General features: G+C 44.0%; 20 protein-coding genes and 1 tRNA gene. 11 read left to right on the forward strand and 10 right to left on the reverse strand.

The features are described 5' to 3' along the window. Nucleotides 1–13: 13 nt before the first annotated feature. From NJD71_RS01645 to dinB, 4 genes are all read right to left on the reverse strand, one after another. The gene (locus NJD71_RS01645; protein ID WP_319050181.1) at nucleotides 14–1,714 is read right to left on the reverse strand and encodes a FimV/HubP family polar landmark protein; all 1,701 of its coding nucleotides are present in this window, start codon (nucleotides 1,712–1,714) and stop codon (nucleotides 14–16) included. A gap of 51 nt (nucleotides 1,715–1,765) precedes the next feature. Further along, entirely contained in the window at nucleotides 1,766–3,553 is a 1,788-nt protein-coding gene (locus tag NJD71_RS01650; RefSeq protein WP_319050182.1) for a type IV pilus assembly protein FimV, read from the reverse strand. 111 nt (nucleotides 3,554–3,664) lie between these two features. Further along, entirely contained in the window at nucleotides 3,665–4,867 is a 1,203-nt protein-coding gene (queA, locus tag NJD71_RS01655; protein WP_319050183.1) for a tRNA preQ1(34) S-adenosylmethionine ribosyltransferase-isomerase QueA, read from the reverse strand. Between the two features lie 177 nt (nucleotides 4,868–5,044). Continuing rightward, a complete protein-coding gene (dinB, locus tag NJD71_RS01660; protein ID WP_319050184.1) occupies nucleotides 5,045–6,130 on the reverse strand; it encodes a DNA polymerase IV in 1,086 nt (361 codons plus the stop codon). A 503-nt stretch (nucleotides 6,131–6,633) separates the two neighbouring features. On the opposite strand from dinB, the gene NJD71_RS01665 reads away from it, so the two are divergent. Continuing rightward, nucleotides 6,634–6,879, forward strand: coding sequence for a hypothetical protein (locus NJD71_RS01665; RefSeq protein ID WP_319050185.1), 246 nt, complete (start codon nucleotides 6,634–6,636; stop codon nucleotides 6,877–6,879). Between the two features lie 125 nt (nucleotides 6,880–7,004). On the opposite strand, the gene NJD71_RS01670 is transcribed toward NJD71_RS01665, so the two are convergent. Together NJD71_RS01670 and NJD71_RS01675 are read right to left on the reverse strand one after the other, a co-directional pair. Beyond that, nucleotides 7,005–7,091 (reverse strand) — tRNA-Leu (locus NJD71_RS01670). Between the two features lie 140 nt (nucleotides 7,092–7,231). After that, nucleotides 7,232–8,005, reverse strand: coding sequence for a ferredoxin--NADP reductase (locus NJD71_RS01675; protein WP_319050186.1), 774 nt, complete (start codon nucleotides 8,003–8,005; stop codon nucleotides 7,232–7,234). 442 nt (nucleotides 8,006–8,447) lie between these two features. On the opposite strand from NJD71_RS01675, the gene tsaA reads away from it, so the two are divergent. From tsaA to gspK, 8 genes are all read left to right on the forward strand, one after another. Further along, entirely contained in the window at nucleotides 8,448–9,353 is a 906-nt protein-coding gene (tsaA, locus tag NJD71_RS01680; RefSeq protein ID WP_442967627.1) for a tRNA (N6-threonylcarbamoyladenosine(37)-N6)-methyltransferase TrmO, read from the forward strand. Nucleotides 9,354–9,406: 53 nt separating this feature from the next. Next, nucleotides 9,407–11,194, forward strand: a complete 1,788-nt coding sequence (locus NJD71_RS01685; RefSeq protein ID WP_319050187.1) for a GspE/PulE family protein — start codon at nucleotides 9,407–9,409, stop codon at nucleotides 11,192–11,194. Between the two features lie 202 nt (nucleotides 11,195–11,396). Next, nucleotides 11,397–12,185 (forward strand): TatD family hydrolase, encoded by a 789-nt coding sequence (locus tag NJD71_RS01690; RefSeq protein ID WP_319050188.1) that lies wholly within the window; start codon nucleotides 11,397–11,399, stop codon nucleotides 12,183–12,185. Nucleotides 12,186–12,418: 233 nt separating this feature from the next. Beyond that, a complete protein-coding gene (locus NJD71_RS01695) occupies nucleotides 12,419–13,102 on the forward strand; it encodes a TetR/AcrR family transcriptional regulator (RefSeq protein WP_319050189.1) in 684 nt (227 codons plus the stop codon). Nucleotides 13,103–13,261: 159 nt separating this feature from the next. Next, complete coding sequence (locus NJD71_RS01700; RefSeq protein ID WP_319050190.1) at nucleotides 13,262–14,101, forward strand: prepilin-type N-terminal cleavage/methylation domain-containing protein; 840 nt, start codon at nucleotides 13,262–13,264, stop codon at nucleotides 14,099–14,101. Then, on the forward strand, nucleotides 14,101–14,595 hold the full coding sequence (gspI, locus tag NJD71_RS01705; protein ID WP_319050191.1) for a type II secretion system minor pseudopilin GspI: 495 nt from the start codon (nucleotides 14,101–14,103) through the stop codon (nucleotides 14,593–14,595). The genes NJD71_RS01700 and gspI overlap by 1 nt, the downstream gene beginning before the upstream one ends. Next, nucleotides 14,592–15,410, forward strand: coding sequence for a type II secretion system minor pseudopilin GspJ (gspJ, locus tag NJD71_RS01710; protein ID WP_319050192.1), 819 nt, complete (start codon nucleotides 14,592–14,594; stop codon nucleotides 15,408–15,410). The genes gspI and gspJ overlap by 4 nt, the downstream gene beginning before the upstream one ends. Before the next feature lie 48 nt (nucleotides 15,411–15,458). After that, complete coding sequence (gspK, locus tag NJD71_RS01715; RefSeq protein ID WP_319050193.1) at nucleotides 15,459–16,514, forward strand: type II secretion system minor pseudopilin GspK; 1,056 nt, start codon at nucleotides 15,459–15,461, stop codon at nucleotides 16,512–16,514. Nucleotides 16,515–16,535: 21 nt separating this feature from the next. Here gspK and NJD71_RS01720 read toward each other — a convergent pair whose 3' ends face one another. The 4 genes from NJD71_RS01720 to ychF form a co-directional block, all read right to left on the reverse strand. Further along, a complete protein-coding gene (locus NJD71_RS01720; RefSeq protein ID WP_319050194.1) occupies nucleotides 16,536–17,216 on the reverse strand; it encodes a TetR family transcriptional regulator in 681 nt (226 codons plus the stop codon). Nucleotides 17,217–17,321: 105 nt separating this feature from the next. Next, complete coding sequence (locus NJD71_RS01725; protein ID WP_319050195.1) at nucleotides 17,322–18,734, reverse strand: deoxyguanosinetriphosphate triphosphohydrolase; 1,413 nt, start codon at nucleotides 18,732–18,734, stop codon at nucleotides 17,322–17,324. A 182-nt stretch (nucleotides 18,735–18,916) separates the two neighbouring features. Next, the gene (locus NJD71_RS01730; RefSeq protein ID WP_319050196.1) at nucleotides 18,917–19,399 is read right to left on the reverse strand and encodes a hypothetical protein; all 483 of its coding nucleotides are present in this window, start codon (nucleotides 19,397–19,399) and stop codon (nucleotides 18,917–18,919) included. 184 nt (nucleotides 19,400–19,583) lie between these two features. Further along, nucleotides 19,584–20,675: a redox-regulated ATPase YchF gene (ychF, locus tag NJD71_RS01735; RefSeq protein WP_319050197.1), complete on the reverse strand. Its 1,092-nt coding sequence runs from the start codon at nucleotides 20,673–20,675 to the stop codon at nucleotides 19,584–19,586. 503 nt (nucleotides 20,676–21,178) lie between these two features. Between ychF and NJD71_RS01740 the strand changes: the two genes are divergently transcribed. Continuing rightward, entirely contained in the window at nucleotides 21,179–23,362 is a 2,184-nt protein-coding gene (locus tag NJD71_RS01740) for an ATP-dependent helicase (RefSeq protein ID WP_319050198.1), read from the forward strand. Nucleotides 23,363–23,688: 326 nt separating this feature from the next. Beyond that, nucleotides 23,689–24,936, forward strand: a complete 1,248-nt coding sequence (locus NJD71_RS01745; RefSeq protein ID WP_319050199.1) for an NAD(P)/FAD-dependent oxidoreductase — start codon at nucleotides 23,689–23,691, stop codon at nucleotides 24,934–24,936. The last annotated feature ends 23 nt before the right edge of the window (nucleotides 24,937–24,959 follow it).

The raw sequence follows: 24,959 nt of genomic DNA on the forward strand, positions 1-24,959 counted from the left end.
CTTTGTTTGTTGATTATGCAGTACGTTCAAGCAGTACTTGTGCTTGTTGTTTTTGCTCGCTATTACCTTGAGCAACTACTTCATTCAATAAGCGTTTTGCACTGTCATACTCACCCAGTTGTAGATACTGACCTGCTAAATCTAATGTCACCTGATTGCTATCTAGAGACTTCACAAAATCGAAATCAGCGGCAAAGCGTGATGAAAAGTCTTCTGCTGATTCAACAGCTTCAGTGGTGTTATCAGTTTCGATCTCTACTGGTGCGGTTGTAGAAGCGGGAGCTTCTAATAAAGAGTCAGCATCATCAATACCAAAGTCATCATCTATGCTTGTATTGTCATCAAATCTTAGCGGTGCAGGTGATGAATCATCCGACGCTTCAACAGGACTATCTTCAATATCATCAGCGAGTAGTTGTTCTTCAAGATTAAGATCTACAAAACTATCATCTTCAAATGTGCTGTTTTCAAACGTATTGTCTTCAGCAGCAGCTTCTTCAAAGTCAGTGTTTTCTAAAATAAAGCTATCGAGGTCATTACTTTCTTCGGTAGTAGACAATTCGTTATCAAAACCGGTATCGACATTAGAGACAGTATCAACGTTATCTGGCGTATCTAAACTATCTAGAGATAAAGAAAAGTCATCTTCACTGCTTTGAATAGCATCAGTAGAAGTGCCTACTAAGTTATCAGTTACATCGTTAGTTATTGCTGTATCTGTATCCGCAGCTAAGTCATCAAAATCTAAGACAAAATCGTCATCTTCTAACGCTAACTCTTCGTTTTGGTCGTCTACGGTATCTGAGATGATAGCGTTGTCAGTCGACGTATCGTCAGTCGCCGAGTCAAAATCAAACTCAAAGTCACTAAAGTCATTGTCTTCAACAACTTCAGTACTTTCATCAGTAGATGTAACGGAGGTGTCATCATCTGCAATAGATAATGGTGCAACAGGATTGTCAGCAGTAGTATGAGGCTCGTCAAAATCACTTTCTAAGTCGCTTTCTAATGAGTCGCTTTCTAAATCACTAAGCGTCAGGTCAAAGCTATCTGCCGCATTTTCAGTAGTTGGACTGGTATCATTGAGTTCATCGGAAAGTACTGGCTGAGCAATAGGCTCGTCTATCACAGTATTTTTGTTGTCTTCAATGACTGGCTGATCAGAGACTGTATCTGTGTCATTGACTTGGCTAGTTGGTAAATCAAAATCTAGACCGTCAAAGTTATTATCAACAGCATCCTCAGTTGCTAGTTCTTGTGTAGCGACTGGACGTGGCTCGCCAACATACAGATCTTTGAGTTCATCAGCGAGCGTAAGGGTCTTGCCATCGTTATTAAGTTTAATGGTGTTATAGACGTTATCGAAGTTTTCTGGCTGATCAATAGTGGCGTATATACTGAGTAATTTGATAGATAATTGACCATCATTAGGTTTTTCACTTAGACCACGATTGATTGTTTCGATCGCTTTGTCGTAGCGCTGTTGATCTATGAAGCGCTGAGCAATGGTAATGTGATCAAACTTATTGTTAGCGTGTTCATTGCTTTGGGCAGTAGTGCCATAATCCGTTTGCGGTGCCCGAGTAGCAGAGTTTCTTAGCGAGTTGACAGGGGGTTGAACACTCTGTTTTTGTGCTTTGTTTTTGCGCAATAACAAGCCTGCAACTAACAGAATAAGCACCAATCCGGCGATAATATATAGCATATTGTCCATTGTTACTCCTACGCCTATGATCATAGCGTCTTGCGTTGATCAGTTAGGCAATTATTGATTGCGTAGTTTTTTAAGACGAGCTTGTAGCTCAGCCAGTTTTTGATTTTGTAGTTGGAGCTTTTTAGTATAGCTATTGAGTGCGCTGCTAGTCTTTGACAAACGCTTCGCCTGTGAAGCTGTTCCTTGTCTTGACGATTTGAGCGTTGCTAAAATATCAGTGCTTAGACCATTACCAGTATCCGCCGCAGATTTTGCTTGTGTTCCATCTGCATTGCCGTCACTACCAGGGGCAAGCACAGAAAACTGTGCTTGCGGCAGTATCTTTGTTTTAGTCGTTGTGGGTTTTTCAGGACGCTTGGCTACTTGCGCTGTTTCAGATGATTTTTTGGTTGGTGATGGTGCAGCCTTTTTGATTACAGGTGTATTTGCTCTACGGTTATACTGTCTTTGGGCGCTAATAGCAGCTTCCAAACTCTGCTGCGACGGTATGATATCGTAACTGGGCAGGCTCAGCTTCGCATCTGCTTTTAACTGATCGGCATCTTTATTGATAAAGGCATCAGGGTTTTGTGATTGAATCTGCTTCATTACTGTTGGCGTATCTAGATTGTTTTCTTCTGCAATCTGCTGAGCAATCACCCACAAGCTATCGTTGCGCTGTACCTGATACTGAGTAGTAGCGCTACTCACAACTTTATTACTGGCTGTCATCGAATCATTAGGCGATGGTACAGATAGTGCTGTGCTATCCGCGGTCTTGCGGTCTTGAGAGGCCGCCGTAGGAGTATCACTCGCATCTTGCGCGATTGTTGATACGCTTATGGGCTTGCTCGTTGGTACGAGAGGTGAGCTTGCTATAGCATCTGCTTTGCTGCTTGGCTGTATTTGACGTGTCACTTGTATATTGAGAATATCGAGCTGCTGATTGGTTCTTGGTTTATCTGCTACCACTGTATTTATGCTGTTTTTGTTAGGGCGTTCATTTATAGCACTATTGTCAGTTGTCGCCGTGCCACTATTGCTACTTGCGGTACTCAAAAGGCTATTGCTCAGAGAGTTTGTTAAGTTACCGCGATTATCAGTAGGGCTAGAATTATTATCTGTATCAGAAATACGGTTCAAACGTCCATTATCAAGGCGACTAGGTGCATAAGCGAGACGGTTGACCTGTGAGGTAACGGTCACAGTGGGCGCTTGTACGTTAGGCGCCGCTAACGTGGTCGCCAATAAGGCGTCTGTTGGTGCTTTTGGTGTTGATAATTGGGGCGTTGATAATTTAGGCGAGGATATTGCAGGTACCGAAATCAGCGGTGGCGGTGCACCTCTGCGGACTGTCAAAGGCATAGCATTACTTGCAGAGACGCTAGGTAGATTTGGTTTCTTTGCTGCTGTCACCATAGTGTTACTGGTATTGATAGGCAGGGTTTCTTTCAAAGGCATCAGTAATGTTTTTGGCAACATATTGCGCTGCCCATTGTCGTTTATCGCCAAAACAACATCAGCAAACGGCTTGGATACCGGCTGTGAGGTGGTGATAAGCAATTGGCCACTGGTCGCCGAGGTCGGCTGAAAGCGTACCATCATAGAGTCAGTAGGGGAGAGTCCCATTTGCTGGTAAATAGTAGAGTTTGCCAAACTGGCTGAAAAATCCGCGGCTTCTATATTACTAACAGCGATACTCGCGGCTAGAGGCTCATGCTGAGCTGAGGTAACTACCGTTTTACCGATAGTTGCCGCCTGCGCACTTGATACTAGGACCGCCCAACCTATAGAGCAAAGCATTGCCATCGATACCGCGCGATGTACAGGAGTCAAGCGACGAGATAGATGACAAGACATGAGTAGTCCTTTAAGATATAAGTTATCTTTGCTGTTATAACAAAATACGGTTTAGTTTACCAGTTTATTTCACAACTGTTGTGTGCAATACCTCAAATGTTTAGGTCATGTTTAGTCGACTTTTTTATCTAATAGCATGGCATCACCGTAGCTGAAAAACCGATACTGTTTTTCGATCGCATGTTGATATGCATACTCAATAGATGATTTGCCTGCAAATGCTGACACCAGCATGAGCAGTGTTGATTTAGGTAAGTGAAAGTTCGTCAACAGTCGATCGATGACACCGAACTTAAATCCTGGATAGATAAAAATATCGGTATCACCTGACCAGCTAGAGAGCTTTTGCCCGTCGATAGCTGTCTTTTGATATGCCGTCTCTAGGACACGAGTGACTGTTGTACCGATAGCGATAACTTTGTTCCCATTTGCATGAGTCTGATTGATTAGCTCTGCCGTCGTTTGTGGTAGGTGTGCATATTCGCTATGCATGGTGTGATTGAGTAGGTTGTCTGTTTTGACTGGCGCAAAGGTACCAGCACCAACGTGTAATGTGACAAAAGCAGTATTGATGCCTTTTTCTGCAAGCTTGCTCAGTACCGCTTCATCGAAGTGCAAACTCGCTGTAGGAGCCGCTACGCTAGCAAGCTTAGTAGGATCATGAAAAACGGTTTGATAACGAGTGTTGTCAGTCTCATCGGCATGACGCTCAAAATAAGGTGGAATAGGAAGTTCACCATAGAGCTCTAATTGCGGTAAAATCGGCGCATCAAATGCCAAGATAAATAAGTTATCTTGACGTCCAATCATTGCAGCACTCATATGACCGTTAGCAAGTTGCAAGCGCTGACCCAGCTTAAGTGCTTTGCTTGCTTTTACATGACAAAGCGCAATGTGTTCTTGATTCACTGGCTCATCACTCATGTCTTTTAGATGCAGGGCTGCAGTATCTAAATCATCAAGATTAACTAAGCGTTCAATCAGGACTTCAAGTTTGCCGCCAGTATCTTTTTGGCCGAATAGACGCGCCTTCATTACCTTTGTATCATTAAAGACAATCAGATCGCCTGCATCCAATAAGTCGGGCAATGCAGAAAACAGACAGTCTTCTATTCGAGTAGTGTTTGTCTGAGAGTTAGCAGGCAAGTATAGCAATTTTGAAGCAGAACGCTGTGCTAGAGGATAGCGGGCAATCAAGCTATCTGGCAGCTCATAATCATAGTCCTCAACGCTCAAATAGTTTGAGGTATCGTTATTGGCGATGGTATCAAGCGATGTGTTTGTATCAGTAAGTGCAGTGTGAGAGTCAGTCATAATCAGTCTTTAGTTCAATAGAGATTTTGGCATAATTGTAGCAGAAATGCTTTTATGAAAGGATACTTTACCCGATGATAGCAGCGTATGATATGACTGTTAGAACAGAGTAATAGCCTAAGCAGAAATACGAAACTGATTGCTTTTATTAAAAATAACCATCAGTCAGCGATTAGGCTATTCAAATAAAGTTAATTGAGGCAATAACTGCGTAGAAGGTAATAAAGAAGAAAAGGTCACACCTACCAGCCGAATGGGCAGCTCGCGTGGAATATCTGCAAATAGCTTGTCTAACCAATAATGTGCAGACTCGGCGCTATCAAAAGTGGTAGATAAAGTGTGCGAGCGCGTAATTTGAGTGAAGTCCGAGTATTTTATTTTGAGCGTGATGGTATGGGCAACGAGGTTTTTTTTGTGCAGCTGGCTAAAAGCATCAGCATTCTGCTCATAAATCTGTATACGCAGCTCGTCATTATCACTCAAGTTATCTCTAAAAGTCGTCTCTGAACCGACTGATTTGTGAGTACGCTCAGACTTGACTGGTCGCTCATCACGGCCATGAGCGATATCGTAATAAAACTGACCACGTTTACCGAACTCCTCAACCATAGTAGCTGCTGGCACACGCCGGAGATCTGCGCCATTGCTCACACCCATCGCATGCAATCGCTTTGCTGTTGCTTTCCCTATACCGTGAAAGCGTTCAATAGGTAGCGTACTAATAAACGCATCAGCATCTTTTGGTGTGATGATAGCAGTGCCATTGGGCTTGTTGATATCGGAAGCAATTTTAGCCAGCATTTTATTAAATGAGACGCCAGCAGAAGCAGTCAACCCTGTCTGCTCTAGAATTTGTACCCTCAACCAGTTGGCCATTAGTGTTGCTGAGCCTTTGTGCGCGCTAAGCCCAGTAACGTCCAAATAGGCTTCATCTAGTGATAGTGGCTCAACATGAGGCGTCAAACTATGCATAATACGGCGAATATCACTACTGACCGCTCGATAAACCTCAAAACGCGGTCTGACAAATACCACCTCTGGACAGCGTCTACGTGCCTCATAGCAAGACATTGCTGAACGTACGCCAAATTGACGCACCTCGTAACTGGCAGCGGCAACCACACCGCGACCGTTAGGATCGCCGCCAACTACCAATGGCTTGCCTCGAAGCTCGGGAAAGTCGCGCTGCTCAACACTGGCATAAAAAGCATCCATATCAATATGAATGATTTTGCGAGGACTGGATTCTTTAGAAATGGTCATAGTCGATATTTTACCTGACTTGCTGACTTTTTCTATTATCAATTGTTAGATTTGATAGGAGCCAATAAAAACTGATAAACAAAGTTGCATTAATATCCATATTTTGATATATATAATAAAGTAAATATAATATAAGTGGCGCACCGCTGTTCTAGATAGATAGGAAGTTTCATGCTTTTGCAACGTTAGTGAACAGTTGTTTCTTTTTGCCCAGTTTTATTAAAAAGTTTGTTAAGTGTTTTTATTCAACTAAGCCGTTTGTCTTAGTAGTTTTGCCATTCATCGCTAATCTGATAGCTATCTATTACAGTCAGTCCATTAAAGTTTTACACTAGTAGATACTCAATAGTAATAAGCGCGGTGAAAAACAAATAACGCCTAACATGATTTTTTATACGAAAACATTGTTTGTCGTTAATACCAAATTTATGAATTGAGTACGGATAAATCAACTCTTGAAAGGTAGGTATTGTGAGAGAGTGCAGAATGTCAAGGAGCCGATGATGAATAACGAACTGAAGGGGAGTGACCTAACACGGGCAATGCTAGCACGCGGTACCAAGCGAATATGGTGTGCGGTTTGTGATGACAGCGATGAGCAAGCAATGATGGATCATTGTGGCAATGATTTTACCGCCTATATCGTATCATTCCGTGATGGATTTTTTTACTGCAGTGCGGGCATGCCATGGAGCTATGCCGTACCGATTAAGATAAGTGCGGTTACACAATACGAAGTAGCGGTATAAGTACAAGCAAATATTGCCAGTAAGAAGTGGCAAGACCAGTAAAAAGTGACAAGCGTAACGTAATAGTCATAAAGTTACAGGCACAAAAAAACCTCCGAAGGGGGAGGTTGAATTGCACTACATATTGGTACCAGTGGTCGGACTCGAACCGACACGCTTTTAAAGGCAACGGATTTTGAATCCGTCATGTCTACCAATTCCATCACACTGGCATGTTAGGAGATAATGTTTATTAAAACTATTATCGAATTTGGCTACAGTGTTGACTGTATAGGCTGCGTATTATAGCAGCCTATTTGCAGGCGTCAAGAATTATTTTAGATAATTTTCTATTCCCTAAATTACTCTCAATCTAACCGACAAAGGCGCGCTCAACGGCATAGTCAGCCTGTACACCCATACGTGGTGAAACAGTAAGACCAAAGCCATCTAGAATCTCTGAAACCTCAGCATTGAACGGCATGCTACCACATAACATGACACGGTCATCGTCTTTATTCATCGGTGGCAAGCCAATATCTTCAAACAGTTTACCTGACTTCATTAAGTCTGTGACACGTCCCTGATTCTTAAACTCTTCACGAGTAACAGTCGGGTAGTAGATGAATTTTTCGCGGTACCATTCACCAAATATCTCATCATTAGGCAGCTCGTTTTCAAACATATCACGATAAGCCAAGTCATGAGCATGACGGACACCATGTACTAAGATGATTTTATCAAAACGTTCATAAACTTCAGGATCACGTGCTAACGCTAAGAATGGTGCAAGCCCAGTACCCGTCGAGAGCATATATAGATGCTTACCAGGCAGTAGGTCATCTAGTACCAATGTGCCGGTGGGTTTTTTGCTGACCAATAACTCATCGCCCACTTTGATGTGCTGTAAGCGTGACGTCAATGGACCATCTTGAACTTTGATAGAAAAGAACTCTAATTGGTCTTCGTAGTTAGGACTGGCAATCGAGTAAGCACGTAACAATGGTTTACCATCGACAACAAGTCCAATCATCGCAAATTCGCCATTACGAAAGCGTAAGCCATCGTCACGAGTAGTTTTGATGCTAAATAGAGAGTCATTCCAGTGATGAACCTCTGTGACCGTTTCGGTGCGAAGTTTTGACATAAAGTCCTCGTTAATTAATAAGTTGCTGTCGGTGTCGTCACGTTTAAATACGTATTAAATCAAAATTTTCAATGATAGATTAAAAAATATAAAAACCTACCAGTATTCTAATAGTTATCGAAAATACTGATTATTAAAACGCAAGTAACGAAGGTTTAATAATAAATTTGGCCTATCGGTCTCTATAAAAGAGAAGGTAGCCTATACTGTATTTCGTATACCCATTCATAATTAATACCAATAGCCTTTACAAATAAGTATCAGAGAGTACAAATGAAAAAGACTCTCATCAAAATTATTGCTCATAATACCAAACTTTAAAATAAAAATCCGTCTGGCCGTTACCTTCTAGCATGATAAAATGGAATATCGTTAGTGAGTAATTTTGTATCATTTGATAGAACTGTCTAAAAAGACAGTCAGCTATTACTGGAGCAGGCTTATGTCTGATGGCAATATGCCTTTAGTTGGTTATCATCAATCGCCTATTATTGGCTACCACCGTGCACCGCTTTCACAAAAGTTTGGAGCACCGCGCCAGCCAAATTTGGTCGCGCTGACCAGCGCTATTGAAATGGTCGCGCCTTATGATACGCCAGCCGCGTTTGAGGGATTAGACGCTTTTAGTCATATATGGATCAGTTGGCAGTTTCATCATAATTATCAATACAAAAATTCTGGACATAGCGACAACCATCAAGCGGATAGTAACTTTCGAGCACAAGTGCGCCCTCCAAGATTGGGTGGTAATCAAAAGATAGGGGTGTTTGCCAGTCGTAGTATGTATCGACCATCAGCATTGGGGTTATCTGTCGTTAAACTTGAGCGTGTAGAGGTGATACAAGGTCGTATACTACTAATTATTGAAGGTGCTGACATGATAGACGGCACCCCAATTATTGATATAAAGCCATATGTATCCTATAGCGATGCACTCATACAGGCACAAAGCGGGTTTGCACCCGCTGCGCCAACGCTGCTAGACGTGATTATGACCGAGCATGCTTACGAGCAGTTTATGCTGCTAGTGAGCACTAAAGAACCAGCTGGTATCAACGATAGTGACGAGGGCAGTACTCATATAAGTAACCACATAAGTAGCCATATAAAAAGTGCCACCAGAAATGCTACAGTAGCTGCAACACTTCGTCAGATACAAAGCCAGCTGGTAGTCTCTGATATCGATGCTATCAAAGCGCTGGTCGCTCAAGACCCGCGTCCAGCTTATCGTCGTCAAGAGGTGGATGCATCATTTGTGATGCGTTATAAGTCTGTTGATGTGGGCTTTAGGCTAATAGCGTCAGGGCAGCTGCAAATAACATCAGTGGTGGCAATAGCGCTCGTATGATTTGATGCCTTGTTTGATAAGAGACCATTTAACCATAATAGAAGAAGAAAAATATGTCTGCTCAAAATTATTCGATAGTGATTGATTTGCGTTGGTGCCTAGATGAGTTATTGGCAGATAAAATCATTGATCAGCGCAGCTACAACCTAGTGATTACCAGTCGCCGTGATAAAACGCAGCATCCACTGCTGACGATTAGTGAGTTTGGGTTGCCGAATGGTCATGCAGCAGACACGAGCGCTGAAAATAAACTGACGCTGGCATGGTTAAATCAGTGGCTAGCATCAAAAGCGGGCGTGCCGCTGGTCCGTATCGACCCGCTCAAGATTGATGTTCCTGCCGTCACGCAGCTGATGTCATTTGAGTACGCGCGCTCACAGCATATTTTGCCGATAGAGGTTACTCTAGATGAGGTCGTCATCGGTACCGACCAGCCTTTTTATACCGATTGGCACTCCAGTATTGAAAAGCTGATTAAATTAAAGAACTATCGCACAGTTTATATCAGTCCTGACCAAATCAACCGTTACCGCCAGGAGTTCTATCAAGTCACGCAAGCGATCGCTGGGGCAAACAGTGTTCACAAACGCGCAGCGGCTGATGTCACTAATGTCGAAGCGTTATTACAGTTAGGTGACAATACCAATCCTGATGCCAATGATCAGCATATTGTCAGAGTCGTTGATTGGCTGTTGCAATATGCCTTTGAACAGCGCGCCAGTGATATCCATTTAGAGCCACGCCGTGAGACAGGAAAAGTGCGGTTCCGTATCGATGGCGTGCTACACACTGTGTATGAGATGCCGCTTGCGATCATCGTGGCAGTGACAGCACGTATCAAAATTTTGGGGCGTCTCAATGTCGCAGAAAAACGCAAACCCCAAGATGGTCGCTTAAAAACCCGTACACCAAAAGGATTGGAGACTGAGTTACGTCTCTCAACCATGCCCACTGCCTTTGGTGAAAAGCTGGTCATGCGTGTATTTGATCCTGAAGTACTCGTACGCTCATTTGCTCAGCTCGGGCTCTCAGGCAAGCAGCTTGAGACTTGGCATCAGCTGACTGCGAACCCTAATGGTATTATTCTAGTCACGGGCCCGACAGGCTCAGGTAAGACCACGACTCTTTATAGCACGCTCAAGCAACTGGCCACTGAGCAAGTCAATGTCTGTACGATTGAAGATCCGATTGAGATGATAGAGCCTGCATTTAACCAAATGCAGGTCAATCCAGGAGTTGATCTGTACTTTGCTGATGGTATTCGCTCGTTGATGCGTCAGGATCCTGACATTATTATGGTGGGAGAGATTCGGGATGCCGAAACGGCAAATATGGCCGTGCAGGCTTCACTAACAGGGCATTTGGTACTCTCGACGCTTCACACCAACGATGCACCAAGCTCACTCACTCGCCTGCATGATCTCGGTATCCAGTCGTTTTTGACGTCAGCGACGATACTAGGGGTTATGGCACAGCGATTGCTACGTACGCTATGCTCGCATTGCAAGCAAGCAGTAGACGTGACACCAGATAGCGAAATCGCCATTCAATGGCAAGAGTTGGTCCAACCATGGCGTGCAGCAGTACCTGCGCAGATTTATATGGCGCAGGGCTGTGAGCACTGCCGCTATACAGGCTATCAGGGCCGAGTTGGCCTCTACGAGATTATGCCATTATCTAATGAATTGAAAAAATTGGTCACCGCTGATGCAAACTTGGATGTGCTCAAACAACAAGCGTACCGTGAAGGGGTACAGCCACTGCGTCTCTCAGGTGCTAAACGCATTAGCGAAGGGGTGACAACGATAGAAGAAGTCATGCGTGTGGTGCCGCTGCATTAACGTTAGGCACAATACGTTAAGTGAAAATACGCTTATTAAACACCTAGCAGAGCGTAGACGTATCTGCCGTTGCATATGCTGAACTTACGCCACTACTTGAAAACCATCATCGATAGAACAATTAAGATACTAACGAATTTTTAATTTGCATAGTTTTTATTGCATAGTTTTTACCGATACGCTTCCAATAACGAGATTATTTATGTTTACAGATACACATTGCCACCTAAACCGCTTAGATTTAACCAAGTATGATGGTCAACTGACAGGCGCAATTGATGCCATGAAAGCTGCCAATGTGACGCGTGCGATGGCAATTATGTGTGATTTTGCGGAATATGATGAGATTGCAAAGATTGTCAGTACCTATGGCGATGAGACACTCAATTTAGGGATGAGTGTGGGTATCCATCCTTGTGAAGATATTGGTGTTTTGCAATCAGCAACAGTCGAGCGTCTAATAGAAACTGCAAAGGCTGATCACGTATGGGCAATAGGAGAAACGGGTCTTGACTACTATTGGTCAACAGAAAATAAGAAAGAGCAGCAAGCCAGCCTTGCGCGCCATGTTCATGCCAGTCAACAGTTAAAAAAACCGCTGGTGATCCATATGCGCGATGCAAAAGAGGATACGATAGATATCCTAAAAAGTGAGGGCGCTGAGCATGGCATCATTCATTGTTTTACTGAAGACTGGGAGACCGCAAAGCGTGCTTTGGATCTGGGTTTTTATATCTCATTCTCAGGTATCGTGAGTTTTAAGAGCGCGCAAGATATCAAGGATGCTGCTAAACAAATGCCAAGAGATAGAATATTAATCGAAACTGATAGCCCGTACTTAGCACCTGTACCCAAACGCGGTAGACCCAACGAGCCTGCGTATGTGCCCTACGTGGCGAGCTGCATCGCAGACATGTATGGTTGTAGTGCAGAAGAAGTAGGGGCATTGACGGCAAAAAACTTTGAAAATTTACTGGCACAGTACCACTAAAATGGTTATGCTATGACCAATCAGTCATTTATTCGATAGTCTTGTGGTTCAATCCCCCTAAGTATTTATCACAATAAATATAATCACATGACTACCGATAACTATGTCAGCAAACATAAGCATATTCCCCGTTGTAGAGCTTTAGCAGTTTTGGTATAGCATTAAACGCTTACTACCTATACTGCTGTGAATGATGGTTGTATGCTTAATCTTGTCATGTTTTAGGAGAGATTATGAGTCGTCAGCATCAGTTCAAGGCACGAGAAGAGAATATCTTAGCGATGGCAGAGCAATTGCTACTTGAGTCAGGCGATGGTGATATTACGTTGGACAGTTTGGCAGATCAGCTAGACTTGGCCAAAGGCACGCTATATAAGCATTTTTCTAGTAAAGATGAGCTCTACCTACGTATTATTATTCGTTATGAAGAGCAACTGTTCGATATCAATCGTATTGATGATTGCCCATCAGCAGGTGTTGCCCGCATGATTTTTCAGCAGCTATTTAATCCGCAAAAAGCCATGCTACTGAATCAAATCGAAGAGCGTCTTGCCGCATCAGTTACTGGTCTCAATCGCTTGTTTGGTGAGTTATATGATATTCGCCGCCAACGTATGAAACGCTTGATTGATATTATTAGTGCTTACTTAAAAGACGAACACAGTAGTTTGAGCACACGTGACTATTTGTCGTCTATTTGGGCAATGGGCCAAGGCGGTGCAGGGCTGCTAAATTCAAGTTTTTATCAGCGTTATTTAGGTCGCCGTGATACCTTGCGCTACGCGTTTGTTCAACAAATGCTAGAGTTGCCTAGTCACTATCCTGCTGAGGATGATGAGGTGATGGATGAGGACATGCAAGAGCTAGTAGAGCAGATCGACACTGAGTCAGAAGAGCATCGTAATACCAATTATTAAACAGTCTTTGATTTATTATTTTGGCTACTCTTAATGGTGTCATTTCTGTGTTGTCATACCCGCGATGGCAACACATTTAAAGGTCTCCTTTTAGCATTTGCAAAAGCAAAATCTATCATCCTACATATGTAAACGAATTACAGGCTCTATAGGTGCAATATGCCGGTCACTGTCAAGACTCAGTCCAGCTCAGTGGCCACTCGCCCTTTAGCCTTAATCAGTCAAACCTCACGTTCCTTACGTTTACCTCACTTTGGTACGATAACTACCAACCCTCACTACAGCGGTGCTTCTTCAACTGTTTGTGACTCATTATCTCCTTTATCGATATATAAGACCACGCAGACTGGCTTTACGCTGGTTGAAATCGTAGTAGTGGTGGTTATTTTGTCTATATTTGCTGGCATGATGAGTCTGTCTGTTGGGAGTAGCGAATCCCGAAAAAACCGCGCCTTTTATGAGCACCTTACCGACTCCTTGAGCTACGTTCGTCTACTGTCAGCTGAGCGTATGCAGCCAATGGGTTTACGTCTACAAGCAGATAATCAAGGTCAAATAGAGCCCGTCATCGTTACCTTGTCAAATCCCTATATCGCTTATCAAACTGCTGATAGCGTATCAGGCAACCTATCAGGTAATTTCGACAGCCAGTCCAAAAATTCGATGGAGCTGTCTGCAGATCTGGGCGGTATGTCAGGCTTCACTGGAGAGCAGCAGCCAACACCGAGCTGGGATCTTGAGTCAGAAGTGAGCTTGCCTGAGTTACCTGCTGGTGTCAGTATCAGAGTCCAAAGTTTGGACGCTATCAATCTGGCAAGTACAGGACAGACGCAGTCGCTACAACCTTGGTTTAGTGATCAAACCGTACCACAGCTATTATGGTTTGGTACGGGACAAGCGACACCAGTTACTATTGAAGTCATCCATGATTCGCGACTAGTAGGGGAAGTGATTACCATTATGCCTGATGGTAGTATGATGATAGGGCAGGGACTATAGTGAGTAAACGATCTAACAGTCCTAGAAGGATCAATAAGGCGAGAGCAATCAATGCTAAACGTGAGAGTGGATTTACGTTAATCGAAGTTATGGTTGCTTTAGCTATCTTGGCAGTAGTGGCAGTAGCAGCCAGCCGTGCCAGCAGTGCGTATTTAAAATCGGTTGATATATTGCGTACCCGTACGCTCGCTCATTTTGTGGCGCAAAATGCCGCTGCTGACTTACGAATCCAAGAGACATGGCTGACCGCCAATCGTACTCAAACCGTGAATGCTCAAGGTCGTGACTGGCAAATAGTGATGACAGTTGGCGATGCCATCACACCTGCTCTAAAAGAAGTTAATATATCGGTGGCACCTATCATAGATGGACAAACGCGTACCTCGGTCACTGATATTAGTGTCATGCTAAGTAATGCTGAGCAAAATACGGCAAGCTTAGACTTTAATAACGTGGGTGGTGATAATACCCGGCAAGCAGGAGATGGCCTGTGAAGCGACAGCGTGGATTTACACTGCTCGAGCTGATGGTTGCTATGGCGATATTCGCGATGCTAGCAGTCGCAGGCTGGCAAGTATTTGATAGTGTCAACCGCGCTCGTGAACGCGCCCAAACCCATGCGGATAACTTGGCTGTACTACAGTATGCTTATTTGCAGCTGCAACAAGATATGGCACAAGTAGTCCCTTACCAAGCGCTTAGCGATCCAAACGTCAGTGTTGCTGTGCCTACAAATAACCGTACAGATAGTACCAGTCCAGCAGGCAAGCAAACCAGAGAAACAGTACCTGAGCCTTTTATGAAGGTAGATAGTGAGCACATCAGCTTTGTACGTTTTGCTGATCCTGACCCACGCTATCAAAGCAGCACAAGTATCCAGCATATCGAATATGTATTTGCAGATGGGCGCTTGATACGTCGGCAGTACACTAGTCTAGAAAATGGAAGCAATAGCGTCAGCTTAGACAGCGTGCTATTAGAAGATATTAGCGCAGGACGTTGGCAAGCCTATCTGCCAGAGCTAAGCCCGAAATTTCCAAGTGATGATGTCAATAATAGCGCCAGTATCAACACCGCCTTAGGACAGACAGCAACTACTGCGAGTACTAATCCCGATGCTGTCCTGCTCCCAAAAGGTGTTTCTATTAACTTTACGTATCAAGATATGCCAATCACATGGCAGTGGGCGCTTACTCCGCAGCCGATACCACAAAGTACGCCAAGCTTGACTAACAATCCTGAGGGTAATGGTAACGATAGTAATGGTAGCAGCAATACAGATAATGGCAGTATAGAAAATGGTAATTGAGAGGGTAGTATTTAACAGGCATCACTTGCCGAGCAATAAAGGCTATATATGTCAATAACAGTGAACGCTCAGCGCGGTGTGGCGCTGCTTACGATATTACTATTGGTCGTGAGTATTACCGTGGTTGCAGGAGCGATGTTGGCCAGTCAAAAGGTCGCTATTAGGCGTAGCGGCTTATTGTTTGATCAAAATCAGCTATTGCAAGATATCGATGCCGGTCAACAGTTGGCAGTGACGATGATTCGCGCGGATAGTCAGCTTAACGATACCGATAGTGAGCGAGACATTTGGGCACAGCCAATCCCGCCTTATACGTTGGCGAACCATAGTATTAGTATTGAGTTACGCGATGAGGCGGGTCGTTTTAATATCAATAATTTGTACCAAGGCGGTGCGGTTAATACGGCTGCACTGGCAGTCTTTCAGCGATTATTGACTCAACTAAACCTAGAGACAGATATTGCTGTTGCGGTACTTGATTGGCAAGACGCGGACAGCGATGTCTATCAAGATGGTGGTGATGAAAGCACAGTATACGCCAAGCAGTTAAACGGCACTGCAAATGGCGCTTTACCTAATCAACCTTTTGTCAGTATTGATCAGTTACAAGAAGTGCGGGGAGTGAGCGCTGAGGCGTTAGCGACCATGCGACCTTATCTGACTGCGGTTCCTTATTACGTGCCTATCAACATCAATGCTGCCAGCCCAGTATTGTTAGCAGCACTGATTGATGATGCAACCAGCCAGCAGATGCAAGGATTGGTCGACGCGCGCGCACGGCAAGCACTGACATCTACCGATGAGATATGGCAGCTGGCAAATCTGAGCGACGTAGATGATGCACAGCGTCAAGCGATAGTTCCGTTGCTAGCAGTTGACAGTCAAGCTTTTATGGCGCTTATCACAGCAAATGACAATGCTGTGACTGATAATGGACGGGGTAGACAGCGCTTTGCTACCGTTTTAATCAGCAAGACCGCAGTGAATGACAGCCAGCAGTCAAATAATAACCAAACCCCAAACGGTAGTAATACCGATAGCGACACGCCCAAAGAAATCAAAGTGGTTGGACAGCGACTCTGGGCTTTTCGTCCGAGTTTTTAGTGAATCATCGTGAATGACTCATCAATCTCGCAGGCGAGTCTCTTCACTCGATTTCCAGTTGTAAGCACCATAAAACAACATCTGTGCTTGACGAGTACAATTATGGAGCATCAACTGCTTATTCTCTTCGATCTCATTTAGATCGATCTCATCATCGTGGTCTTCAGTATAGGTCAACTCCAACCAGTCGATAATCCAAGAAAAGAACATATTTACGCCAGCCTCAGCCAGCAAACGGCGATCATAAGCATTGATATGCGTAAACGCTGGCTGTAACGCCAAATCATCTGCTAAGCTTTGAGCATGCTTTTTTACTAACTCATTAATAGCTTTGCGTACCGCTTCTGAACCGCCATAACGCTCACTGACCAAAAACTGCCAGTAATAAGGCTGGTCGCTGACCATATACAAAAACAGCTGAATGCTCTTGGCTATTTGACGATCAAAACTGCGCTTGCGTCCGATTTGTAGACTATCGCTAAGCGCGGCTAGCGTACCGCCCAGCTCCTCGATGACTAAGGCGCGCCCTAGTGACTCCATATCATCAAAATGACGATAAAACGCAGTCGGCACTACGCCAACCTCGCGGGTGACTTGCCTGAGACTAATAGAGCTAAAAGATTGCCCTGTCATACATAGATCGAGTACGGCGTTAAAAAAAGCGTGCCGAGTTTGAAGTTTCTTTTGTTCGCGACTGCTCATAATATTTCAAAATTGTCCGATAAGTGTTTATCATACTCATTTCAACGCATAAATACGACCAAAATGCGCAATTCGTGTGAATTTACTAGACCTGTACCTGGTTTTTTAAACCACAGTACCCCAATGGCCTTGTAGTTCTTGCGCCAATCGATAAGCCTCGTGGTCATTCATACCTGTAATAAAATCTAAAATATTCAATATATTGTCATAAATATCGTCTGATAACACGCGGCGATGTTCGTCAAAATGTGGCTGTAGTAAGCTCAGTAGACGCTGCTGCTCAAAAGACATCGATGATAAGTTGTCTACTTGAGAGCCTGTCCAAGCCAATGGTACAAAAGCATCCATCAGGCGATGCAGACATTGATTGGCCATCAGCTCCATTCTGACTTTGCTTGGGTGATTGAATATTTTTTCACGCGCCAATTGCTTGGCCTGCAAGATACCGTTTTGTACGCTAGTATCACAGTGAGCAAACAAGCTGCCTTGCAGTGTACCAGCCAGCAACGCTGCACTGTTGGCGACAAAAGCATCGGTGACTGTATTAACCAAACGCATCATAGCGCGTGATCGCAATGATGCGAGGCTCTGCCTAACAGACATGTGCGCGGGCAGGCTGACGCTATCAGGACGCTCACCAATCAATTCATAAAATATCGTGGCAACCTCATGATAGGTGAGCATATTGAGATTAATGCCATCTTCTAAATCAATTAGGGCATAGCAGATGTCGTCTGCCGCTTCTAATAAGTAGGCTAAAGGATGACGAGCAAACCCATCGTGTTGTGTGGCACGCGGCAGCTGTAAACACGCTGCCAGCTCCTCTAACTGAGCAGCCTCACTATAAAAGCAGCCGAACTTCTGTATATTGTGGTTTTTATCATTAGTGTCATTGCTGTGAGTGGCGAGCCAAGGATACTTCATAAAAGCGCCTAGCGTTGCGCAGGTGAGACGCATACCGCCTTTATCAGGATGATGCTCATTGCGTACTAAGAGCCGAAACCCTTGAGCATTGCCTTCGTAAGCCAGTAAGTCCAGTCGCTCATTGCTACTTAGCTGTTGTAATATCGTTTGAGGATCGGACTGCCTAAACCAATCACGAATGGCGTACTCTCCAGCATGGCCAAAGGGCGGGTTACCAATATCATGAGCGAGACAGGCGGCCTGTACTATCACCCCGACATCATACGGTGAGACGCCTGCTGGTAGACCACTGCCCAACTTATCATGGAGTTTTTCTGCTGCCATCATGCCTAAGGAGCGCCCAATAGAGGATACCTCAAGTGAATGGGTGAGGCGAGTATGAATGCCCAGTTGATTGGTCAAAGGATGGACTTGGGTTTTTTGGTTTAACTGACGAAATGAGTGAGAAAATACCAACCTGTCGTAGTCTTTATGGAACTGAGAGCGTGTACTGGTATTTGCGTTAGGCTTTTTGGCAGCGCCAAGACGTTGCGAGTTGAGAAGATGAGACCATTGCGCGGTAGAAGACAGCAAAGAGGGAGAGGTACTTAGCATACTAAAACATCCGAAACCAAGGGAGCCTCTAGCATAGCAAAATAGCGCCCTTGGTACAGCTATAGTCCATCCTTTATACAGTGGATAGAGTGTCAGTTTCGCCTAGCTGACTTATTTTAACTGACTCATAACAGTACTGTCACTCGCCGCCTTTATAACTAATAGATATTGAACGGACTATATTAAGACTTCTGACAGTCAAAAAGTACGTCTTCATCTTCAGAAGCGATAGTGCCGTCTATTGTCTTATTCCGCAATGTCGCACTGTCACCATTTACTTGCCAGATAATACCATGATCGTTATCTAAGCCAATATCACTGGTGTAGATGGCTTTATCCGTATTCACATTGCTATCAGAAGCCGCTGACAAATCGTACTCGATACCATCGATAAGCAGATGCGCTGTCTGCGGCGTAACATCATTATAATAAGAGACACCGATAGTAGCAGCTGGCTCACAGGTGAACGGTATGCTGTTGCTGGCGTGCTCAGAATGGTCGTGACCTGCATGCTCATGTCCTTCGTGAACATCCATGTCACTATGGCTTTCATGGTCATGTCCTTCATGATCATGTTCTGCATGACTGTCTGTGGTTGTTACATCTTCAGATGCTACTGGTTCACTGTCTGTTTTGGGCTGGCAACCTAACAGTGAAACTGTCATAACACTGCTTATTAGAGAAATGCTTACGAATTTGGAGAAAGTAAAAGAATTGATCACAATATAATCCTAGAGTAAGACAAAAAAGATATGTTATATTATAACAATTAAGTAATAAAATAAAGCCGATGCTGGAGAATATCCAGCATCGGCTTGTTAGCGACTAAACAGTGTTAACTATCTAAAGCTACACGTTAAATCTAAAGTGCATGACATCGCCATCTTGCACGATATAAGTTTTGCCTTCTAGACGTGATTTACCAGCAGCGGCAGCGCCTTTCTCACCATTATGTTCGATGAAATCATCATAGGCAATGACTTCGGCACGAATAAAACCACGCTCAAAATCAGTGTGGATCACGCCTGCTGCTTGCGGTGCGGTTGCGCCAATGGCTACTGTCCATGCGCGCACTTCTTTTACGCCAGCTGTGAAGTAGGTCTGCATATCAAGTAAGTCGTAACCACCGCGGATGACTTGGTCAAGACCGGCCTCTTCCATATCCATCTCAGCCAAGAAGTCTTTCTTGTCGTCTTCGTCCAGCTGAGCGATTTCAGCTTCGATTTGGTTGCATAGAGCGATCACGATAGAGTCTTCACCAGTGGCATAATCGCGTACCGCATCGAGGTATGGGTTGTTTTCAAAACCATCTTCAGCAACGTTCGCGATATACATGGTAGGTTTTAGGGTGATTAAACCATAGCTTCTGATTAATTTTTTCTCATCAGCATCTAGAGTAGCCGCACGTGCCGCTTTGCCTTCTGCTAATAATGGCTCAATCTTCTTGAACACATCAAGCATGGCGCTGGCGTCTTTGTCACCGCCCTTGGCTTTTTTAGTCAAGTTAAGGATAGCGCGTTCAACGGCTTCTAAGTCGGCTAAAGCCAGCTCAGTATTGATGGTTTCAATATCATCAATCGGGCTGACGCGACCATCAACGTGTACCACGTTGTCATCGTCAAAACAGCGAACGACGTGAGCAATCGCATCAGTTTCACGGATATTGGCTAGGAACTGGTTGCCCATACCTTCACCTTTTGAGGCGCCTGCGACCAGCCCTGCGATGTCAACAAACTCCATCGTCGTAGGCATCACGCGCTCAGGATTGACGATATCCGTCAGTTGCTTTAGGCGTGGGTCAGGTACTGGTACGATACCAGTATTGGGATCTTTGGTACAAAATGGAAAGTTTTCAGCGGCAATACCCGCTTTGGTTAATGCATTAAACAAGGTGGATTTACCCACGTTTGGTAGGCCGACGATGCCGCAATTAAAACCCATAACATTCTCTCAATGTATTAATAAAAATAGTTGGTATGTAGTGACTATCAGACTGATTATGGCGTAAGCCTAAAACTTCACCTGTACGAAACGAAGCGCGTTTAAAATAGGCATTTAGAACAGCAGTCAGATAGTCAATCAAAATTGGGCACATTGTAGCAAATTTACCTGAATAGGGGTGAGGTTGTTACTTTATATGCTAAGGTTTTTGCCTGCCAATGACAGCCTGCTCGATGGCTAGGTTCGTATACATAGAGCGTCCATAAACGAGTCGGGCAGCTTATATGAGTGGTAAGCATTACTTTTGCGCGGTTATTCAAGACTTTTTAGTATGGTAAGCTATCTGATACAAACAGTACCCTAAAGCATAAGACGATGAAGCACTTGTGTGGTGTTTGACTTAACAGCTAATACTGATTCTATAGCCTGATATCACAGCGATAAAAAGCTGACCAAAAAACAATCAGTTCGCACCAAAATAAAACGTAAGGCAATATCTGACGATGACAATCTCGATCTTTGATACACAGCGCTATAAATATCCGCAAAACTTCCTTGAGATGAAGCCTAAGCTTGCTCGACTTGAGCAGGCCATAAAAAAGCTAGAGGCAAATTTAATTCATGCCAGTGATGTCAAAAATACCAAGCTTCTCGCTCAACGGTTAGATAGTCATTTAGGATTAACGGTTGACTATGCCAGCGAGTTAAATCCCGATCAGCTTATGGCAGCCACTACCACCGAAGGTAAAGTGTTGGTCATTGCGGGCGCAGGCTCTGGCAAAACCAAAACATTGACTTACCGTACCAGCTATTTGCTCGAAAACGGGGTATCACCTAAAGAGATATTGCTGCTGACCTTTACCCGTAAAGCCGCGAATGAAATCAAAGACCGCGCTAAGTCTTTGCTGGCAAGTAGGCTAACAAACGAAGAGCTAGCTGAAGATAAATTACCAACAGATAAGGCATTAAACAGCATAACGAGTGGCACGTTCCATTCTTTTTGCAATATGCTGCTACGTCAGTATTCTGGGCTGCTTGGTATCAATCCACGATTTACTATTTTGGATACCAGTGATAGCGAAGATGCGATTGATTTGGTGCATAAAGAAAAAAAGTATCCCGCACAAACCAAAACCCAAGCTTTTCCACGCAAAAAAACACTGCAAAACATCATATCAACGTCTAGAAACAGACGGATTCATATTCGTGACCTGATAGAAAGCAATTACCCTGATATCGCGGTACACATTCCTATCATCGAGCAGTTAGCAATCGATTTTCATGAGTATAAGCGCGCCAATCATCTGTACGATTTTGACGACATCATCAGTCAAGTGGTGCGTCATCTAAAAACCAACGACACCTTTAGGCAGCGACTCCAAAGCACGTACGGCTATGTCATGGTTGATGAATACCAAGACACCAATATCCCTCAAAAACAGCTGATCGATTTGATATGTGAGCCTGACTCGGTGTCACTGATGGTCGTTGGCGATGACAATCAAAGCATCTACGCCTTTCGCGGTGCGAACTACGAAAACATTTTGCTGTTCGGTGAAACATATTCCGCCGCCAAACTTATCAAGCTTGAGCAAAATTATCGCAGTACGCCATCAATTCTAAGCTACATCAATGCGTTGTCAGCGCAAATCACCTTGGGCTATCAAAAGCAGTTGCACTCTGACGCACCCATAGCAGGTGATAAGCCAATATTTCGACGACTCAGCGATGAGACAAAAGAAGCGGGTTATATCACTGATAAGATTGTCGAGTTAAAGCCAGAGTTTGACTATAACGATTTTGCTGTGTTGTGCCGTACGTCTTTTCAGTCGAATTACGTACAGCTAGAATTTATGGCGCGCAATATTCCCTTCATTGTAGTAGGCGGTATCAAGTTCATTGAAAGACGACATATCAAGGATGTGTTGGCGTTCGTCAAAATACTCTATAACCCAAATGACACGATTGCATGGCACCGTATATTGACATTGTTTAAAGGAGTGGGTGCAGTTACTGCCACACGGTTGACCCAAGCTATCACCGCGGATAATAATGCCTTTGAATCGTTACTGGCAGCGCCGTTTGCCAAAAAAAGCGAACAATTACAACCGCTATACCATACGCTTACTAATGCTCAGCAAGCTGAATCAGTTGAGACAGCCATTGAGCATATTCTTGAGTTTTATATTCCTGTGTTAAAGCTGATTGAAGACAATTGGCGTGAGCGTACCGAAGACTTTCGGGTGTTAAAGAACTTAGCAACAGAGCATACCAGCCTTGATAGTTTTTTAGAAAATCTTGCGCTCGACCCACCGAATGATTCGGTCGCGGTCATGGGGCGCTCTGACGATGAACAGAGTAATGATAAGGTCACCATTTCAACCATTCATAGTGCTAAGGGGCTTGAGTGGCCAGTTGTGTTCGTCAACTCGTTAGTAGATGGCATCACGCCGCATCATCGCTCGCTAGATGACTTTGAAGCATTGGAAGAAGAGCGTAAACTGTTTTATGTGGCCTGTAGCCGCGCAAAAACTCAGCTGTATCTGACCGCGCCGAACTATTTTTCTAGCTACTCTGGATACTTTGATATGGCCTCACGCTTCATCGCGGAATTATCTGCCGACGAGGTAACAGTAGAAACGGTAAAACCGCCTATCATAGACAATGATGATCCAATGTGGTGGTAACTGTTGATGAGACTGCGTAATTACGTTATTTTTATAAGACAAAGAAGAAGAGTATATTTGTGACATTAAATGAGGTTTATAGCAGAAAACTGTGCTGATTTTTAGCTTATTCTTTTTCATTTTTATGTCTAAATAACCACGCCGTACCTCCGTTATTCCTTTTGAAAATACTCTACCAATAAAGGCATAACCAAAAGTATTTAATAACGAAAATATTTTTCAGATAAGGGTTTCATATTTAGCCCAATGCGTTACTATTAGCACCTAATTCGGTTCGACCCTTATATTTGATACTCTGTATTAACACCCTAAGAAAAGGATAGGTTATGCGCTACGAAGTGATCGTTATCGGTGCAGGTATGGTTGGCACGTCAATCGCGTGGCATCTACAAAAAAATAACTCAAATGTATTACTCTTAGATAAGAAATTGCCAGGTTCAGAGACCTCGTATGGCAATGCAGGATTAATTCAGCGCGAAGCCATTCATACGCATCCTTTTCCGCGTCAGCTGACAGAGATGATCAGGGTGTTGCCGAACCAAGGTACTGATATTCGCTACCGTATACCAGCTATTTTGCGTTATCACCAAGCGCTATTACAGTACTGGAAATACTCTACGCCAGCATCTGTTAAACAAATCGAATCTGAGTGGCAGACGCTGATTGAGCATTGTACCAGTGAGCACCAAACTATGATCAGCGCCTCTGGTGCTGACGAGCTCATTACTCGTGACGGTTGGTTGCAATTGCATCGCTCGGAAGAGACGTTCAAAGAAGCCCAAGTATCAGCCATCGATGCGCGCAACCAAGGTGTTGAGCATAACGTACTGAACCTTGAAGAACTCAAGGCCATGGAGCCTAGTGCCAATTTTGAAGGGTTCGTTGGTGCGATTCATTGGAAAAACTCTTGGCAAGTATCAAACCCAAGCTCGCTTGTAAAAGCCTATGCAAAAAACTTCCAAGACATGCAGGGTACGATCAAAGAGAATGACGTTAAAGAAATCGTCAAAGATGCTGACGGCTGGAAAGTTATCACTGATAAAGATACTTACTACAGTGATAAATTAGTCATTGCAGCAGGTCCATGGTCGAATGATTTGATCAGACCACTGGGATATAACCTACCGTTATTCCCGATGCGTGGCTACCATCAGCATTTCAAAGTAACAGATAAGAACACCATCAATCATAGTATGTTTGATATGGACAAAGGCTTTGTCATGGGTCCAATGCAGCAGGGTATCCGTATCACGACTGGTGCTGAGATGACGACCATGAATGCGCCAAAGAACTTTGGTCAGTTAAAAACCGTATTGAAACTTGCTAAGAAAATCTTGCCATTAGAAGATGCCGTTGAAAGTGAAGCATGGGCTGGATCACGTCCTTGTATGCCAGATATGAAGCCCGTCATCGGACCTGCTGACAAGCATGACAAACTATGGTTTGCGTTTGGTCACAGTCATCAAGGCTTTACCTTAGGGCCAATGACAGGGCGCCTAGTTGAAGAGATGATTCATGACAAGCCGGCATTGGTAGATTTGGCACCATTTAGTGCACAGCGTTTTTCTAATTAAAAGCGCGTCTAGCAAATTTAGCA

Origin of the sequence: Psychrobacter sp. PP-21 (assembly GCF_033790785.1) — a bacterium.
Classification (GTDB): domain Bacteria; phylum Pseudomonadota; class Gammaproteobacteria; order Pseudomonadales; family Moraxellaceae; genus Psychrobacter.